Annotated in this window: 15 protein-coding genes; 4 read left to right on the top strand and 11 right to left on the bottom strand. The window is 56.1% G+C overall.

Going from position 1 to position 15,784, the window contains the following annotated elements; genetic code table 11:
• Window positions 1-58: 58 nt before the first annotated feature.
• Window positions 59-199 carry a hypothetical protein gene (locus tag GRI35_RS09840; RefSeq protein ID WP_235900180.1) on the bottom strand — a complete coding sequence of 47 codons (141 nt, stop codon included), beginning with the start codon at window positions 197-199 and terminating at the stop codon, window positions 59-61.
• Window positions 200-286: 87 nt separating this feature from the next.
• On the opposite strand from GRI35_RS09840, the gene GRI35_RS09835 reads away from it, so the two are divergent.
• The 3 genes from GRI35_RS09835 to GRI35_RS09825 are packed head-to-tail and all read left to right on the top strand — an operon-like array spanning window position 287 to window position 3,622.
• Window positions 287-1,249, top strand: a complete 963-nt coding sequence (locus GRI35_RS09835; protein ID WP_160614002.1) for a hypothetical protein — start codon at window positions 287-289, stop codon at window positions 1,247-1,249.
• Between the two features lie 38 nt (window positions 1,250-1,287).
• Window positions 1,288-2,235 carry a hypothetical protein gene (locus GRI35_RS09830; RefSeq protein WP_160614001.1) on the top strand — a complete coding sequence of 316 codons (948 nt, stop codon included), beginning with the start codon at window positions 1,288-1,290 and terminating at the stop codon, window positions 2,233-2,235.
• 28 nt (window positions 2,236-2,263) lie between these two features.
• Window positions 2,264-3,622 (top strand): sensor histidine kinase, encoded by a 1,359-nt coding sequence (locus GRI35_RS09825; RefSeq protein ID WP_328598433.1) that lies wholly within the window; start codon window positions 2,264-2,266, stop codon window positions 3,620-3,622.
• 3 nt (window positions 3,623-3,625) lie between these two features.
• Here the strand turns inward: GRI35_RS09825 and GRI35_RS09820 are convergent, their stop codons facing one another.
• Together GRI35_RS09820 and gltX are read right to left on the bottom strand one after the other, a co-directional pair.
• A complete protein-coding gene (locus tag GRI35_RS09820; protein WP_160613999.1) occupies window positions 3,626-4,918 on the bottom strand; it encodes a citrate synthase in 1,293 nt (430 codons plus the stop codon).
• A gap of 30 nt (window positions 4,919-4,948) precedes the next feature.
• Window positions 4,949-6,388, bottom strand: a complete 1,440-nt coding sequence (gltX, locus tag GRI35_RS09815) for a glutamate--tRNA ligase (protein WP_160613998.1) — start codon at window positions 6,386-6,388, stop codon at window positions 4,949-4,951.
• Between the two features lie 29 nt (window positions 6,389-6,417).
• On the opposite strand from gltX, the gene GRI35_RS09810 reads away from it, so the two are divergent.
• Window positions 6,418-8,619 (top strand): ComEC/Rec2 family competence protein, encoded by a 2,202-nt coding sequence (locus tag GRI35_RS09810; protein ID WP_160613997.1) that lies wholly within the window; start codon window positions 6,418-6,420, stop codon window positions 8,617-8,619.
• Between the two features lie 19 nt (window positions 8,620-8,638).
• Here GRI35_RS09810 and lexA read toward each other — a convergent pair whose 3' ends face one another.
• The 8 genes from lexA to pip all read right to left on the bottom strand — a co-directional run bounded on the left by lexA (window position 8,639) and on the right by pip (window position 15,783).
• Window positions 8,639-9,325 (bottom strand): transcriptional repressor LexA, encoded by a 687-nt coding sequence (gene lexA / locus GRI35_RS09805; RefSeq protein WP_160613996.1) that lies wholly within the window; start codon window positions 9,323-9,325, stop codon window positions 8,639-8,641.
• A gap of 86 nt (window positions 9,326-9,411) precedes the next feature.
• Entirely contained in the window at window positions 9,412-10,602 is a 1,191-nt protein-coding gene (locus GRI35_RS09800) for a molybdopterin molybdotransferase MoeA (protein WP_160613995.1), read from the bottom strand.
• Window positions 10,599-11,072 carry a cyclic pyranopterin monophosphate synthase MoaC gene (gene moaC, locus GRI35_RS09795; RefSeq protein WP_160613994.1) on the bottom strand — a complete coding sequence of 158 codons (474 nt, stop codon included), beginning with the start codon at window positions 11,070-11,072 and terminating at the stop codon, window positions 10,599-10,601. Before moaC ends, GRI35_RS09800 begins: the two co-directional genes overlap by 4 nt.
• The gene (trpC, locus tag GRI35_RS09790) at window positions 11,069-11,857 is read right to left on the bottom strand and encodes an indole-3-glycerol phosphate synthase TrpC (protein WP_160613993.1); all 789 of its coding nucleotides are present in this window, start codon (window positions 11,855-11,857) and stop codon (window positions 11,069-11,071) included. The genes moaC and trpC overlap by 4 nt, the downstream gene beginning before the upstream one ends.
• A gap of 130 nt (window positions 11,858-11,987) precedes the next feature.
• On the bottom strand, window positions 11,988-12,980 hold the full coding sequence (trpD, locus tag GRI35_RS09785) for an anthranilate phosphoribosyltransferase (RefSeq protein ID WP_160613992.1): 993 nt from the start codon (window positions 12,978-12,980) through the stop codon (window positions 11,988-11,990).
• Window positions 12,977-13,576: an anthranilate synthase component II gene (locus tag GRI35_RS09780; RefSeq protein WP_160613991.1), complete on the bottom strand. Its 600-nt coding sequence runs from the start codon at window positions 13,574-13,576 to the stop codon at window positions 12,977-12,979. Before GRI35_RS09780 ends, trpD begins: the two co-directional genes overlap by 4 nt.
• The gene (locus tag GRI35_RS09775; protein ID WP_160613990.1) at window positions 13,573-14,766 is read right to left on the bottom strand and encodes a hypothetical protein; all 1,194 of its coding nucleotides are present in this window, start codon (window positions 14,764-14,766) and stop codon (window positions 13,573-13,575) included. The genes GRI35_RS09780 and GRI35_RS09775 overlap by 4 nt, the downstream gene beginning before the upstream one ends.
• A 54-nt stretch (window positions 14,767-14,820) precedes the next feature.
• A complete protein-coding gene (gene pip, locus GRI35_RS09770) occupies window positions 14,821-15,783 on the bottom strand; it encodes a prolyl aminopeptidase (protein WP_160613989.1) in 963 nt (320 codons plus the stop codon).
• Between the last annotated feature and the right edge of the window lies 1 nt (window position 15,784).

Below are 15,784 nucleotides of genomic sequence, written 5' to 3'. Positions count from 1 at the left end.
CGGCTTAGACAGTTGCTCCGTTTGAAGGAGCATGCTGGTGCGGGTCGCACTCTTATCATCAGTCGAAAGTTTGTCCGGATCGGAGGGAAAGCTGCGCGCTTTTGCCCGTATCGGTGGGCAACCCGCTTTGCGGCGGCAAGTCGATTTCGCGATTGCGGTCGGTTGCGAGCAAATTGCGTGTCTGTCCGACGGTCTTCATCGAGAACTTGTCGAGCTGCAACAGGCGGTTGAAAAATCCGGAGCTCAGTTCCAAGTCATTCGCGACGCGCGGCCACTGTCCGGCTTAGTGAAGGCTGCCGACGAGTTGCTCGTCATTGCCGACGGGCTCGCATTTGATGAGGATTTAGCTGCCGAACATCTGGATGGTGGGAAAACCGTTCTCACCTTAACTGCTGAGAAAGCCATACCTGAGGGTTTCGAACGAATTGATCGTGAATTTGCGTGGGCTGGCATCATGCTGGCAAATGGCTCGCTTGTCGAAAGGTTGGCGGAAATGCCTTCCGATGTCGATCCGCAATCCAGTTTACTTCGTCTCGCGCTCCAGTCAGGCACCAAAACTGGTGCCGTTCCGGATAGCGCCGTGTCCGATCATCGCTGGACTGTCTTACGAAATCGCAATGTATTACAAGCGTTTGAAGTCAACTGGCTGAACGGCGCTTTCAGTCCTGCAAGACCGATAGCACCTGTTAGCGCTCTTGCGGATTATGCAGGTTTGGCAGTGCTGAAAAGGCACTCCCATCCTATCAAAGCTGCCCGGGCGGCAGGCGGTTTAGGATATGCGTTGGCCGCAATTGCGCTTCTGTCTGGCTATTTCGGTTATGCTGCAGTCGGCTTTGTGCTTGCAGCCATTGCGGCGTTTGCGTTTCGCTTTGGTAGCGCGATTTTCAGCATTTTGAATGGGCGTGTCGCCCGGACAGGTGCTCGTCGGGTGTTGAAGGTGTTGCCTGGGCTGTTGCTTGAAGCCGCACTCATTGCGTTGGCCTGGTATTCAGTCGAGGCCAGTGAGCGGGTGCCAGCCCTGTTTGCAATCGTGATTCTTCTGGCGTTGCTGCGACTTGCGGCGGAATGGCAGCGCACACATGGCTTTCCAGAAATGCGCGATATGTTTGAAGATCGCGGCGTTATTGGCATAATATTGGCCATTGGTGTGCTGGTGGGGCAGTTAGTGCCTGTTATTCAGGTGTTTGCCGCACTTGTGATGTTGGTGCTCTTGTTTCAAACTTACTCGTCGAGGATAACGCGGGCTTAACCATGCTGCGGTAAAGGCGGGGGATGGACGAGACGGCGATGAACCAGACAGCTCAAATACCGGTGGAGACGATCCTGCGTGAAGAGCTCGCGCATGGCGATACTGCGCTTGGTACTGTTGCGCCGATCTTGGGTCATTTGGTCGTTAGTCCAGACAACACTTTGTTCAGTGACGAGATTGTAGCGCAGGTGCGGGGAATGGCCTCCAGCGTGGCCGGTCAGATGCTCAGCGCACAGGGTCGCGAAGCCGGTGTCAATGATTTGCCTGCGTTTGTTGAAGAGCATTGCGAAGAGCTAATCGGTCATCTGCTTACCAATGCCGGCTTCCTGTCCCATTGCCATGCTCTGTCGATTGAGCGTCAGCTGGCACAGCGTCTCCATGATCGCAGTGCAATTGACGTGGTTCTCTCGCCATTACTGCAGGCACTGATCGCGTCCGATGATCCGGATGTATCTAGCAACGCGATGGCCGTGCTGACAGCGCAGGCGCGGTTTATCCAGCAGCAAGGTCGGATGGAGTTGCCACTTAAGGAATTGCCCGGCGATCTTTTCCACGCTGCAGTTCTGACATGGCGCACTCATGCGGGTGAGGGCCTTGATGAGATTACTGCCGCTGCCGAGATGCGTCTGCGCGCCGAATACGATGAGGGGGCTGGGCGACTTGGTTTGATGTCACGCTTGGTTGCCGGTTTGGGCAACGGTGTGTTGGCCGCATTGTCGATCTCGCATGCTGGCGTTGCCATCTTCCTAACCGCTTTGGGAGCCTGTTCGCAGCAGGAGCGTGACCTTGTTGTGCAGTCGACCAATGACCGGCAGCTTGGGCGGCTCGCATTGGGATTACGCGCTGGCGGGCTAAAGCCGAAAGAGATTGAAGAGCAGTTTGTGGTCATTCATCCGAATGTCGCGTTGCCGGAAGGCTTCGACTTACTCCGCCGTGATCGTGCAGCAGAGATATTGGCCACCTCTAGCGGTTTGGCGGCGAGTTGATACGATGGCATCCCTTTCTGGATCTTTTTTGGCACGCGCACGCACTGACGCAGCAAACGTACTTGTCGAGTCACAAGAGCCATTGGCGACGCTACAGCAGCGTTGCGGTGGGGTCATTCCCGGGGAAATTGCCATTCCGGAACTACGCGACCTGATCCTAAAGGTTCAGGAATCAGGATTGCGACTGGCGCGGACAATAAGCGCTTTTGACGGTGAGGAAATGATTACCGCATGGGTCGAAGCAACGCCGACTGGCCGCGAGGAAGGCGGCTGCTTTATAGGTGTGGCAAGCTGGCAGACAGCACCAATACCTGACTCTTCCGAAGCGGCAGAGATCGCACGCAAGCGTGATGTTGATCAATCGGTCGCTGAATTGACTGCGCGGCTAGACGCCAAGCAAGGCGTATTGACAGTTGAGAGCGAGGCGCGCGATCTTGCCGATTTGACGGCGCGGATGCGACAGGCACGCGGCCATCCGTGGACCGAATTTGTCACCTTTCCGGGGAATAGCCACGAACAACCGCTGCACTGGCGTCTGCTTGATGGTGCGGAGTGTCATGTCGAAGGGTCCGAACGTGTTTGGACTGCAAGCCTGATCCCGTTAGGCCAGCCGGAACCGGGTAGTAGTGGGTTCGATCTCTATCTTGTGCCGAACCGCCCCTTGGTTGATCGGCGCAAAGCAAGTACGGCACCGAAGCCGGAGACGATGCACTCCATCGGGCGAGATCTGTCGCCTGTGCTGCGCCAGCCAATTGCGCGGATTATCGCCAACGCAGAAACGATCCGTTCTAAGATGGCCGGTCCGCTTGCCGAGGCATATAGTAACTACGCTTCCGATATTGCCGATGCAGGGCAGCATTTGATGGCTCTCATCGAAGATCTCTCCGATCTGGAAGTTGTCGAGGCCGCGAGTTTTACAACAGCGCCCGATCAGATCGACGCTGCGGATGTCGCGCGGCGTGCCGTAGGGATATTGAACGTCCGTGCTCAAGAAAATCAGATCGAGTTGATTGCGCCTAGTGTGGATGAAACAGTGCCTGCGACTGCCGAATTCCGCCGCGTGCTACAAATCCTGCTCAACTTGTTGACCAATGCAATCCGTTACTCGCCCAACGGTTCTAGCGTCGAGATTGCCGTAAACCAGTCAGCCGCAGGAGCGCGAATAACGGTTACCGACCAGGGCAACGGTCTTACTGAGGACCAGCAAGAAGTGGTGTTCGAGAAATTCGAACGGCTTGGCCGTACCGGTGACGGCGGGTCCGGGCTTGGCCTCTATATTTCGCGCCGGATTGCCCGTGCAATGGGGGGGGACCTAACAGTAAAAAGCGCGCCCGATCAGGGAGCGCGCTTTATACTCGATCTACCACCTGCCGAAGCAAGCGAATAGATATTATCGTTTGTCGACAGGCACGTAATCGCGCTGCGTCGGGCCAGTGTAGAGCTGACGCGGACGCCCGATAACCTGACCAGGATCGGAAATCATTTCATTCCACTGCGCGACCCAGCCAACCGTGCGGGCGAGGGCGAAAAGTGCGGTGAACATCGTAGTTGGGAAGCCGATAGATGACAGGATGATGCCGGAATAGAAGTCCACATTCGGGAACAGCTTCTTCTCTTTGAAGTAGTCATCGTTCAGCGCCAGCTCTTCCAAGCGCAACGCCGTCTCGAAAACCGGATCATTCACGTTCAGCGCATCGAACACTTCGCGCAAGGTCTTCTGCATCACGGTCGCGCGCGGATCGTAGTTTTTGTACACGCGGTGACCGAAGCCCATCAGACGGAACGGATCGTTTTTGTCCTTGGCGCGCTCGATATAGTGCGGAATGCGGTCCGGAGAGCCGATTTCCTGCAACATGTTGAGAGCCGCTTCATTGGCGCCGCCATGCGCTGGTCCCCAAAGGCAAGCGATGCCGGCAGCGGTACAGGCAAACGGGTTCGCGCCCGAAGAGCCCGCAAGACGTACGGTTGATGTCGAGGCATTTTGCTCGTGATCGGCATGGAGGATGAAAATCCGGTCCATCGCCTTCTCGATCGCAGGGTGCACTTCGTAAGGCTCAGCCGGCACGCCAAAGGTCATGCGCAGGAAATTACCGGTGTAGCTCAGCGAGTTGTCTGGCTGCATCATAGGCTGGCCGATAGAGTACTTGTACGCCATTGCCGCAATTGTGGGCATCTTGGCAATCAAGCGATGACTGGATATAGTCCGGTGCTCTGGGTCCGAAATATCGGTGCTGTCGTGGTAAAACGCAGATAGGGCGCCTACGACACCGCACATAATCGCCATCGGATGGGCGTCACGGCGGAAGCCCTGATAGAATTGGCGCAGCTGGTCATGCAGCATCGTGTGGCGGGTGATTGTGTTGTCAAAATCGGCGAGTTCATCGCCGCTAGGCAGTTCGCCATTCAGCAGCAGATAGGCGACTTCCATAAAGCTGGAATGCTCGGCCAATTGCCCGATAGGATAGCCGCGGTGCAGCAGCACGCCCTCATTGCCATCGATATAGGTTAGAGCGCTTTCGCAGCTCGCTGTCGATTTATAGCCAGGGTCGAATGTGAAAGCGCCCGTTTGACCATATAGCTTACGGATATCAATTACATCGGGGCCAACGCTACCTTGCAGTACGGGATAATCGTGATCGTTTCCGTTCAGCGTCAGCTTTGCCTGTTCATCCGCCAAGTTCATTCTCCTTTGCCAGGTTTAATCGTGCGCCCGTCAGTCCTGACTTGGCGAAACTGCCTGCGCGTCAATTCGCGCAAGAGCCTCGTCTCGTCCCAAAAGGACCAGCACATCGAAAATCCCGGGTGACGTTGTCGTTCCGGTTAGCGCGGCTCGCATTGGCTGCGCCAGTTTGCCGAAGCCCAGTTCGAGCTCCTCTGCAAGTGCCTTCGTAGTGGCTTCGAGAGCCTCAATTGTCCAGCTATTTTCTGCCTTCAATCGGTTGGAGATTGCCGAAAGTAGCGCTTTCCCGTCATCAGTCAGTAATTTTGCTGCTTTGTCAGTCATTGTGAGTGGTATTTTCGCAAATAGGAAGCCTGCGCCATCAACCAGTTCATCAATGTTCTTAGCACGTGTTTTCATGACCGGCATAGCCTGCTCGAGCAATGCAATGTCAGCGTCGTCGCCCAACTTGCCTGCCACCATCTTGGCCAAGCGGGCATCATCAGCTTCGCGAATATAGTGACCGTTCAGGTTCTCGAGTTTCTTAATGTCGAAGCGGGAAGGGCTTTTCCCGACGCCATCAAGACTGAACAGCTCAATGGCTTCATCCCGCGTGATTTCCTCTCTATCGCCGTGACCCCAGCCGAGCCGAAGCAAATAATTGAACAACGCTTCGGGCAATATGCCCATGTCATCGCGATAGGCTTCGACCCCCAACGCGCCGTGCCGTTTGGACAACTTCGTGCCGTCGCTACCATGGATTAGCGGGATGTGCGCGTAAGTCGGGTCGCTCCAGCCGCCTTCAATCGCATCCATTGCTCGGTAAATCGGCAGTTGGCGAAAGGCGTTGTTTAGATGGTCATCGCCGCGAATGATGTGTGTGCAACCCATATCATGATCGTCGACTACAGCAGCTAGCATGTAAGTCGGCGTGCCATCGGCGCGAAGGATGATGTAGTCGTCAATTTCCTCGTTGCGGACGGTCACGGGGCCTTGGACAAGGTCCTCAATCGCAGTTTCGCCATCGGTTGGTGTCTTTAGCCGGACTGCGAAAGATGCGCCCTCGGATGCCTCTGATGGGTCCCGGTCACGCCACCGCCCATCATAACGCATGGGTTGTTTGTTCGCGCGTTGCTCCGCGCGCATTGCTTCTAGTTCCTCCGGTGTAGCATAGCAGCGATAGGCGTGCCCATTATCGAGCAGGATTTGGGCTACCTCGGCATGGCGGTTGGCTTGTCGTGATTGGAACGTGGGATCCTCGTCATAGTCCAAACCAAGCCAGTCCAAACCGTCAAGAATTGCATCAATCGCTTCTTGGGTTGAACGCTTTCGATCTGTATCTTCAATACGCAACAACGCCTTTCCGCCATGATGGCGAGAGAAAAGCCAATTAAAAAGTGCCGTCCGTGCGCCGCCAATATGGAGAAACCCGGTCGGCGACGGGGCAAAGCGTGTGACAACTTTTTGATCGGTTGCGGCTCTATTGCTTGCCATAAGTATTCGTTTCCTATCCAATAGTCCTCATGGCCAATAGTGACGCAATTGTGCCCCTTTCTGATGGGCAGGATAATACGTCAAATAGCGCCTCGGACGAGGATTATGCTGCGGTGCAGCGCACTTGGCGTGTCACACCGCAATTGTCCAGTATTGCCGACGGAATCAATCGCTTCCTAGGCGCATCTGGTTTCGACAAAGGGCCGTGGCTTGCTGTGTCATTTGCAGGAGGCATTACGGCTTGGTTTGCGCTGGATAGTCCTTGGCAATGGGCCGCTATGATCGGCGCATGCTCGCTGGCGGTGTTGGCGAGCTTTGCGATGTTTGGGCGCAATGGTGGACGGATCGAGTTTGGCAGGGCCATCATTGCGGTGAGCGTTATGGTCGCAATGGGGGTAACAGTTATCTGGACCCGGTCGGAAATTGTTGGCGCAGAGGCGATTGAACATCCTCAGGTAAGAGTTCTGCAAGCACGTATCTTGGCGCGGGAAGAACAGCCAGCCAGAGACCGAATCCGGCTGATCCTTGCTTATCGCGATGCGGAGGTTGGTGTCGCTCGAAAGGTTCGCGTTAATGTACCCGACGATAAGGACGTAACTGGATTGTCCGAGGGCGCGATTGTCCGCTTGCGTGCACGCCTGATGCCGCCAGCGTCACCGATGTTGCCGGGAGCATACAATTTTGCGCGCTCCGCCTGGTTTCAAGGATTTGCGGCCACTGGATCGGTTTTGGGCGAGGTTGAGATCGTCGAGCCCGCGGTAACGGAAGAGGCGCTGGCGTCGACGCAGCGCGCGTTAGCGGGTCACGTTCGCAGTCAGCTTGGCGGGTCAGCGGGTTCCATTGCTGCCGCATTGGCCAGTGGTGATCGCGGCGGCATCAGCGACGCCGATGAAGAAGCAATGCGGGATGCTGGTCTGACACATTTGCTATCCATCAGCGGTTTGCACGTCAGTGCGGTGATCGCGGCGGCTTATCTGCTCGCGATAAAGCTACTCGCATTGTGGCAATGGCTGGCACTGAGAGTTCGACTACCCTTGGTTGCTGCTGGCGTCGCGGCACTGGCAGGCGTCGGATATACTCTTCTAACTGGCGCAGAAGTGCCGACGGTTCGCAGCTGCGTCGGAGCGATATTGGTTCTGATAGCTTTGGCTTTGGGCCGTGAGGCGTTATCGCTGCGAATGGTGGCCGTGGCGGCGATGTTCGTATTGTTCCTGTGGCCAGAGTCGCTTGTAGGGCCAAGTTTTCAAATGAGCTTCGCTGCCGTGCTCGCAATCGTAGCTCTCCACAATGCGGAGCCAGTGCGGCGATTCTTGGCGCCTCGAGAGGAAAGCTGGGCGTCGCGGCTAGGACGGCGGACATTGATGTTGCTCATCACTGGTTTTGTTATCGAAATCGCCTTGATGCCGATTGTGCTGTTCCATTTTCATAGGGCAGGCGTTTACGGTGCTTTCGCGAATGTGATTGGTATTCCGCTCACCACCTTTGCTTCGATGCCGCTTATCGCTCTGTCGCTGCTTGCCGACCTTGTCGGGCTTGGCGCGCCGCTTTGGTGGCTGACAGGAAAGTCTCTCGATCTGTTGATTGGCATCGCGCATTTCACCGCTGATCAGCCCGGGGCCGTGAAGTTAATGCCCGAAATGGGCGGAGCGATCTTTGCGTTGTTTGTGGTGGGCGGACTGTGGATCGGATTATGGCGCGGACGGATCCGACTGCTCGGTTTTGTTCCGGCAGCAGTCGCAACAATATTGTTTCTCATTAAACCAGCACCCGATATCTTGATTTCGGGTGACGGGCGGCATGTTGGTATTGCGGTCGAGAGCAAGGAACTTCTTGTTCTTCGGGAAAGCCGGAGCGACTACGCGCGCGACAATCTACTGGAACTAGCCGGAATGGACGGCACGCCTATTCCGTTGGAGCAATGGCCTGATGCGTCATGTAGTGCGGATTTTTGCACCATTCCGCTCCGGCGCGATGGTCGGGATTGGCAGGTACTGATGGCACGAAGTAGCAACCGCGTAGAAATGCGTGCCTTGGCCGCAGCGTGTGACCGTGCGGATATCGTAGTTGCCGACCGCTATTTACCGCGGTCCTGCCAACCGAGATGGCTCAAAGCCGATCGCAACTTGCTGGACAAAACCGGGGGTCTAACAATCAATCTATCCGATGAAAGCTTTAACGCCGTTGCTGACTCTCAAGGAGAGCATGGATGGTGGCGCGCGGAGCATCGCTAAACGCCCCGCGCATCGAAATTTAGTTGTATCGCCGCAGAAGACCAGCAAGTTTACCCTGAACTTCCACCTGATCAGGCTGATAGACCTGTGCAGAATAACTCGCATTTGCAGGATCGAGGCGAACCATCGAACCATCGCGGTGCAGATATTTTAGCGTGGCTTCTTCATTGTCGACCAGCGCAACAACAATCTCGCCATCGCGGGCAGTCGTCGTTCGCTTGATCAACGCAAAGTCGCCATCGAAGATTCCGGCTTCGATCATCGAATCGCCTGATACTTCTAGCGCATAGTGATCGCCGGGGCCGAGAAGGGCAGCCGGAACGGGCAGACTGCTTTGCCCTTCAAGCGCTTCAATAGGTGCACCTGCAGCGATGCGACCGTGCAAAGGAAGCTCAATCACATCGTTTGCCGGCTCGAGCTGAGCCACCGGTGGTGTCGTTGTCCGAGCTACCACATCATTGGCTGGCTTCGCAGTCGTGCCTGGTAGCACATCCTCTGGATTTTTGAGAACTTCCAGCGCACGCGCGCGGTTGGGCAAGCGGCGGATAAAACCACGCTCTTCCAGCGCAGAAATCAGGCGGTGTACACCTGACTTACTTTTTAAATCGAGTGCGGCTTTCATTTCCTCGAACGACGGGGAAATGCCGGTCTCTTCCAGACGCTGCTGGATGAAGCGGATAAGTTCGTGCTGCTTTGCCGTCAGCATTGCAAAATGCTCCTTAGATCGCATCAGTCGCATCGCTACCGAATGGTGAACGAATGAGGAACAAGTAGGCAACTTATGTCAAAAGGTCAAGCCACGCCGCTCGTCGGTAGAATATAGACTGGTACATGCGCTCCGGATTTGGTCACACCGCAGTGCTCAGGGCGTTCGATCAGGACATCTGCCTGTGCCAAAGCACCGAGTGCACCGCTACCCTGCTGGGCTATAGGCGTTACTTGCCCTTCGCCAAACGTAGCGCGCATAAAGGTTCGGCGAGGGCCGCCGGCGGGTAAATCCTCATAGCAGGGCAAGCTTATCGGGTTTGGAATGCACTCCTTGGCGCCCAGTAACCTGCGAAGCGCCGGGAGCATAAACAGGAACCCGGTCACGTAGCTCGAAACGGGATTACCTGGCAGTCCAAGAATTATCTGCTTCCCGCGTGTCGCCACCATCAGAGGTTTTCCAGGCTTCATTGCGACTCGCCAGAAGTCTATTTTTGCGCCCAGTCTGTGCAATGCCGGGCGAACCAGGTCATGATCACCGACAGAAGCACCACCGCTGATGATTAACAAATTAGTTCCGGAATAAGTTTCTATAGTGGCAGCCAATGCATCCAGATTATCGGGAATTGGCGGCGAAGTCTGCACTACCACTTTTTCGGTTAAAGTCATTGCACTTAACATTGCACCGTTGGTGGCGGGAATTTGATCAATGTTGCACATATGGGGCATGGTTGAAAGTTCATCGCCGCATTCGAGTATCGCCACCTCGGGTGCGGTGTGAACGGTGAGCGAGCTATGCCCCGCCATCCGCGTCAGGGCCAGCCGCGCGGCGGTGATCCGGGTGCCGGTTTCAAGCAAATGCGCACCCGTTTCGAAGTCAGATCCTGCGCGTCTGATATGACGGCCGGATATTGGCTCTTCGGTCGCGGTCAATTGGTTGCCTGAGGCCAGTTTCGCGTCTTCAACCAGCACAATCGCCTCGGCACCCTTTGGCACATGCGCACCGGTCGATATGCGCGTTGCCTCTCCTGCGGAAACTGAGCCGCCGAACGGCACACCGCAGCGGCTTTCGCCGATCACGCGCCAAGAACCTTCGCCAGAGACAGCAAACCCGTCCATCGCTGAGAGATCAGCTGCGGGCTGTGTGCGTTTGGCGATCAGCGGCGCGGCCAGATACCGGCCAAGAGCATCTTCGCAGCTAACGGTTTCGGTCGCAGTTGGTTGAACCAGATCCAGCAGCCGCGCCTGCGCTTCGTGCAAGGGAATGGGCGGCTTCATGCCGCTGCGTGCCAATCGCCGGATTTGCCTCCGGTTTTGGTGAGCAATCTCACGCCTTCAATCACCATGCCTTTGTCGAGCGCTTTGGCCATGTCATAGATTGTCAGGAGCGCGACGGAAGTGGCCGTAAGCGCTTCCATTTCTATGCCGGTTTTGCCGACCAAAGAGGCGGTGGCAGTCGCGCGAACTGCCCCGTCCTCTATCGCAAAATCAACCGTCACCGAGTCCAGCCCAAGCGGGTGGCACAGCGGGATCAGTTCGGCGGTCTTTTTGGCCGCCATGATCCCGGCGATCCGCGCGGCGGCGAGCACATCGCCTTTGGGCACATTTCCGTCACGAATAGCGGCCAGCGCATTATCGTTCATAGTGATCCGTCCGGTCGCCGTAGCCGTGCGGGCGGTTCCCGCTTTAGCCCCCACATCGACCATGCGCGCATTACCATCGCTATCAAGGTGAGTGAGTTTGCTCATCCCTGCAGCAACTTTCGCGTTGCTGCCGCAACATCCGCTTGCCGCATCAGGCTCTCACCGACAAGAAATGCGCGGACACCCGACTTTTCGAGCCGCTCGCAGTCTTCGTGCGTGCTGATGCCGCTTTCGCCCACCAGCAGAGTCCCCTCTGGAGCCAGCTTAGACAGCCGTTCGGTCACACCCAGATCGGTCACAAACCGCTTCAGATCGCGATTGTTTACCCCGATTAGGCGCGACTTTAATTTGGCTGCGCGCTCCATCTCTGCCTCATTGTGGACTTCGACCAGCACATCCATACCGTAATGGATGGAGGCGGCTTCGATCTCTTCCATCGCGCTGTCTTCCAGCGCGGCGACGATAATCAGGATCGCATCGGCACCGATTGCACGCGCCTCGGCAACTTGCCATGGGTCGACCATAAAATCCTTGCGCAACGCGGGCAGATCACACGCTGCACGGGCTTCAACCAGATAGTCCTCATGCCCTTGGAAGTATGGTGCATCGGTCAGCACCGAAAGGCATGCTGCGCCGCCTTCTTCGTAGGCTTTCGCATGGTCAGCGGGGCGAAAGTCCTCGCGGATTAGACCTTTGGACGGGGAAGCCTTTTTGATTTCAGCGATGAGGCCGTAGCCTAAAGTTGTTTTAGCTTCCAAAGCCGCACGAAAGCCGCGTGGTGTGCTTTGTTTGCGAGCTCTGGACTCTAGCTCAGCGACTGTTGTCGCAGCTTTGCGCACGGCGACTTCCGTACGCTTGGTTGCGCAGATTTCGTCCAATTTGTTCATCAACGATCCCCGTATTGTCCTTTGGACAGCTGCGCTTCCCCGCGAAAGCGAGAATCCAGAATCGCAAAGGACAACCCGAGCAGCCCTGGGTCCCCGCTTTCGCGGGGATGACAATCGGAAGGTGATGCGTTTCTCATTTCGTCATCGCAATCCACCGCTTTAGCAGATCACGCGCTCCACCCGAATCGAGCGCCTCGCGTGCTTGGTCCGCTCCGTCGTTCCAGTCCTTCGCTGTACCTGCAACGAGTAGCGACGCTGCAGAATTGAAGATCACCGCGTCGCGATAGGGTCCGGGATTACCGTCCAGCAGAGCTTTGAGCGCCGCCGCGTTATGTTTTGCGTCATCGCCGCGAATGGCTTCCACCGGCGCATTGGGAACGCCAATCATCGACGCCTCGACGCGCTTCATCTCAAACGCATTGCCGCGCACATCGGCGACCTCGTTACCGCCGGCCAGGCTCAATTCGTCCAAGCCTTCATCGCCGGAAACAATCATCGTCCGTTCGGTACCCAGAGCAGCCTTGGCCGCAGCATAGATCGGCACATAGGCAGGGCGCGCGATACCAATGAGTTGGCTCTTAACGCCAGCCGGATTGGATAGCGGGCCCATCAGATTGAAAATCGTTCGCCGGCCAAGTTTCAACCGGATCGGTTGAATGCGGCCCATCGCGGGGTGATGGTTCTTCGCGAACAGGAAGCAAATGCCAAGTTCGGCCAGAGTCTTCTCGGCAGTTTCACCCGCGACATCCATATCCAACCCAAGCGCTTCGAGCGTATCGGCTGCACCGGACTTGGAGGAGGCGGCACGATTACCATGCTTGGCCACCGGAACGCCGGTTGCGGCAACAACCAGCGAAACGGCGGTCGACACGTTCAATGTGTGATGACCGTCGCCGCCGGTTCCGCATACATCGATGGCATTTTCGGGGGCTTTGATCGGAATGAGCCGTGCCCGCAAAGCGCGCGCTGCACCAGCGATTTCGTCCGCGGTCTCGCTGCGTTCGGTCATTGCGAGCAGGAAGCGCGCGATTTCCTCTTCGCTTGCTTCCCCATCGAGTATCCAGCCGAAGACCTCCTCGGCCTCCTGCGCATTCATATGCGGGACTTCGAGCGGGAGCGTCTTCATGAAATATCTTTCGGTTCGATCCCGCAAATGCGCAGGAAATTCGCAAGCAACGCGTGGCCATGCTCGGTCGCGATGCTTTCCGGATGAAATTGTACGCCGTGAATTGGCAGCGTCTGATGACGGAAGCCCATCACGCAATCGCCTTCAATGCCCGGCGTATCGCTGCTCGCATTTACCGCCAGAGCGTTAGGAATATTCTCGACAATCAGCGAGTGATAGCGGGTTGCGGTGTAAGGCGAGGGCAGGCCGGCAAACACACCCGTTCCGTCATGCGTAACCGGCGACGTTTTACCATGCATCAACCCGCCACGAACGACCGTGCCGCCAAAATGCTGTCCAATCGACTGATGCCCCAAACATACGCCGAGCAACGGCTTTTCGGCATCCGCACAGGCGGCAACCAGATCCAGACTAACGCCCGCTTCATTGGGTGTGCACGGTCCAGGAGAGATCAGAAAACCCTCTGCACCGGTCGCAATCGCACCGGCAGCAGAGATAGCATCGTTGCGCTCGACCTGCACCTCGGCGCCCAGTTCCATCAGATAATGGACCAGGTTGAAAGTGAAACTGTCGTAATTGTCGATGACGAGGATCATGGGAATGGCACTCGAAATTCCGACAGATCAAACCTCTCTCCGGTCTTGGAAGCAAATAATTCCAATCTGTCGTCGGCTGTGGTCAATTTGATATGCCAATACGCAGTGCCGTCGGCTCTTTCAGTCTGGTTGAGGCTGGGAAGGAACTTCTGCATCTGCTCAACGGGCACAGCGTAAGCTTCATCCCGGTCGACGCACGCAAAAACCATCAAGCCAGCAGTAGCGCTCGTCAAAAATTCGTTCCATCTCGGATGATAAGCATACCAATAAGGTTGTAGGTTATCGTCGTATCGCTTTGAGATTGAAATGCAGGCGTTCGTGTCCGAGATGGGATCACGGAACAGTGCCTGCCGTTTTTTTACAAGGTTTAAACCGCTTTTGTCATTCAATGCACCTATTGCAGTTTGCCTGATTGCATCGAGTTTTTCTCGCGGTGTCCGTTCGTGTGATGCCTTTTCTGAACTTGTTCCCGAATCCGTTTCAATTGCCTCCGCGCTGTCGGAATCAATTGCATCAGTGGCTGCGCTAAAGACAACCTCGAGAATGCGATCTACCCGCGTGTATTCAAACGGTTGCAAGAGATCTCGAATCTGCGCGACCGTTTGGTCTTCGCTTGATTTCTCTTTCACCTTCATCAGTTTTAGAAGGCTCTCAACACCCACGACGCGCATTTCCCATGCATAGCGAGAGCCGCGTATTTGCGCTTCGAGTGCGCCGGTATCTTTTCGACCAACGACGAACAAAATGGACGAGTTGCGTGGAATAATTCCCGCTTCAATTGCTTTCTGTTTGTAGGCCGCGATCGTGTCGAGTGTCACGTTATAGGTATCGGTGGTTTTTACCTCCACCAAGATCGAGGGATTGCCGGGAACGTGCCAGAGTCCGTCGTATCCAATTTGATTTTGAGTTCCTCGATATCGACCGTCATCGACCTCAAACTCTAACCGCCGCCCAATTTCGTTTACGACGTCTTGGAGAACGAGCCCGCTATCCTCAAAGGACTTTTCTAAGCACTCGGCAGCATATGCGGATAATTGCTCCGATGTAACGGTTGTAAGAAATGCCCGCAATTGGGATGAGCAATCCGAATTATCACGGAGCTTGCCGTCGCCAGCAAATGCTACAATTTGCCGTGCGCGATAGCCATTGAAACTATCTGGGTTAGCTTTTGACAATTCTATCAGGGACATTCTGTTTTGTTACTCGGTTTAGTTCATCACAAGCAAGGAAAGCTCGCGTGTGTGTCAGGCCTTCTTGCCAGCGAATTCGTCGGTCGCGCGGACCAAGCCGTCAATAATGCCGGGTTCGCCCGCACTGTGGCCGGCGTCGTGCACGATCCGCAGATCGACTTCGGGCCATGACTTCTTAAGCTCCCATGCAGAAGTTGGCGGGGTGCAGATGTCATGCCGGCCTTGGACGATAATGCCAGGAATATCTTTGATTTTGTGCAGATCGCGTACCAACTGCGCCTCTTCCAGATAGAAGTCCTCGAGGAAGTAGCGGGCGCAAATCCTTGCGAATGGCAGAGCCTTTGAAGGATCGGCGAACTCTTCCAGCAGGCCTTCGTTGGGCAGCAAGGTTGCGACCGTTCCTTCCCATAGCGACCATTCGCGTGCTGCGGCGAGGCGCGTTGCCTCATCATCGCTGGTCAGGCGGTCGTGATAGGCTTTTACCAGATCGCCGCGCTCATCCTCGGGAATGAGACCGGTGAATTGATCCCATTGCTCGGCCATGATCTGGCTTGCGCCGAAGCGGTACAGCCAGCCCTTTTCCTGTTGGCGAGCAAGAAACACACCGCGCAGGATGATCTCGGTGGTGCGCTCGGGGTGCTTTTGCGAGTAGGCGAGTGCGAGAGTAGACCCCCAACTGCCGCCGAATACTTGCCATGCATCGTGTCCGCACATTTCGCGCAGGCGCTCGATATCGGCGACGATGCGCCATGTGTCGTTATTCTCGATCTCGGCAAAAGGTGTCGATTGCCCGCAGCCGCGCTGGTCGAACAGCAGCACGTCATACAGCTTAGGGTCCCATTGCTGGCGATGGGGAGGGGCCATGCCGCCGCCTGGTCCGCCATGCAGGAACACTGCCGGTTTCGCTCCTTGTGTTCCGACGCGCTCATAATAGATCGAGTGGCCTTCGCCCACATCGAGCATACCCGTTTCATAGGGTTCGATGGGCGGATAGAGCGTGCGTTCGTAACTAATCATA

It is taken from the genome of Pontixanthobacter aestiaquae (assembly GCF_009827455.1).
GTDB classification, from domain to species: Bacteria; Pseudomonadota; Alphaproteobacteria; order Sphingomonadales; family Sphingomonadaceae; genus Pontixanthobacter; species Pontixanthobacter aestiaquae.
This window is presented reverse-complemented; position numbering and strand designations above follow the sequence as displayed.

Excerpts from the sequence above, each read along its gene's own strand:
- lexA (WP_160613996.1), bottom strand. The coding sequence starts at position 9,325 with ATGCTGACGGCAAAGCAGCACGAACTTATCCGCTTCATCCAGCAGCGT.
- gltX (WP_160613998.1), bottom strand. The coding sequence starts at position 6,388 with ATGGCAAGCAATAGAGCCGCAACCGATCAAAAAGTTGTCACACGCTTT.
- GRI35_RS09810 (WP_160613997.1), top strand. The coding sequence starts at position 6,418 with ATGGCCAATAGTGACGCAATTGTGCCCCTTTCTGATGGGCAGGATAAT.
- GRI35_RS09840 (WP_235900180.1), bottom strand. The coding sequence starts at position 199 with ATGAAGACCGTCGGACAGACACGCAATTTGCTCGCAACCGACCGCAAT.
- GRI35_RS09800 (WP_160613995.1), bottom strand. The coding sequence starts at position 10,602 with ATGAAGCCGCCCATTCCCTTGCACGAAGCGCAGGCGCGGCTGCTGGAT.
- pip (WP_160613989.1), bottom strand. The coding sequence starts at position 15,783 with ATGATTAGTTACGAACGCACGCTCTATCCGCCCATCGAACCCTATGAA.
- GRI35_RS09820 (WP_160613999.1), bottom strand. The coding sequence starts at position 4,918 with ATGAACTTGGCGGATGAACAGGCAAAGCTGACGCTGAACGGAAACGAT.
- GRI35_RS09830 (WP_160614001.1), top strand. The coding sequence starts at position 1,288 with ATGAACCAGACAGCTCAAATACCGGTGGAGACGATCCTGCGTGAAGAG.
- trpD (WP_160613992.1), bottom strand. The coding sequence starts at position 12,980 with ATGAAGACGCTCCCGCTCGAAGTCCCGCATATGAATGCGCAGGAGGCC.
- moaC (WP_160613994.1), bottom strand. The coding sequence starts at position 11,072 with ATGAGCAAACTCACTCACCTTGATAGCGATGGTAATGCGCGCATGGTC.
- GRI35_RS09780 (WP_160613991.1), bottom strand. The coding sequence starts at position 13,576 with ATGATCCTCGTCATCGACAATTACGACAGTTTCACTTTCAACCTGGTC.
- GRI35_RS09775 (WP_160613990.1), bottom strand. The coding sequence starts at position 14,766 with ATGTCCCTGATAGAATTGTCAAAAGCTAACCCAGATAGTTTCAATGGC.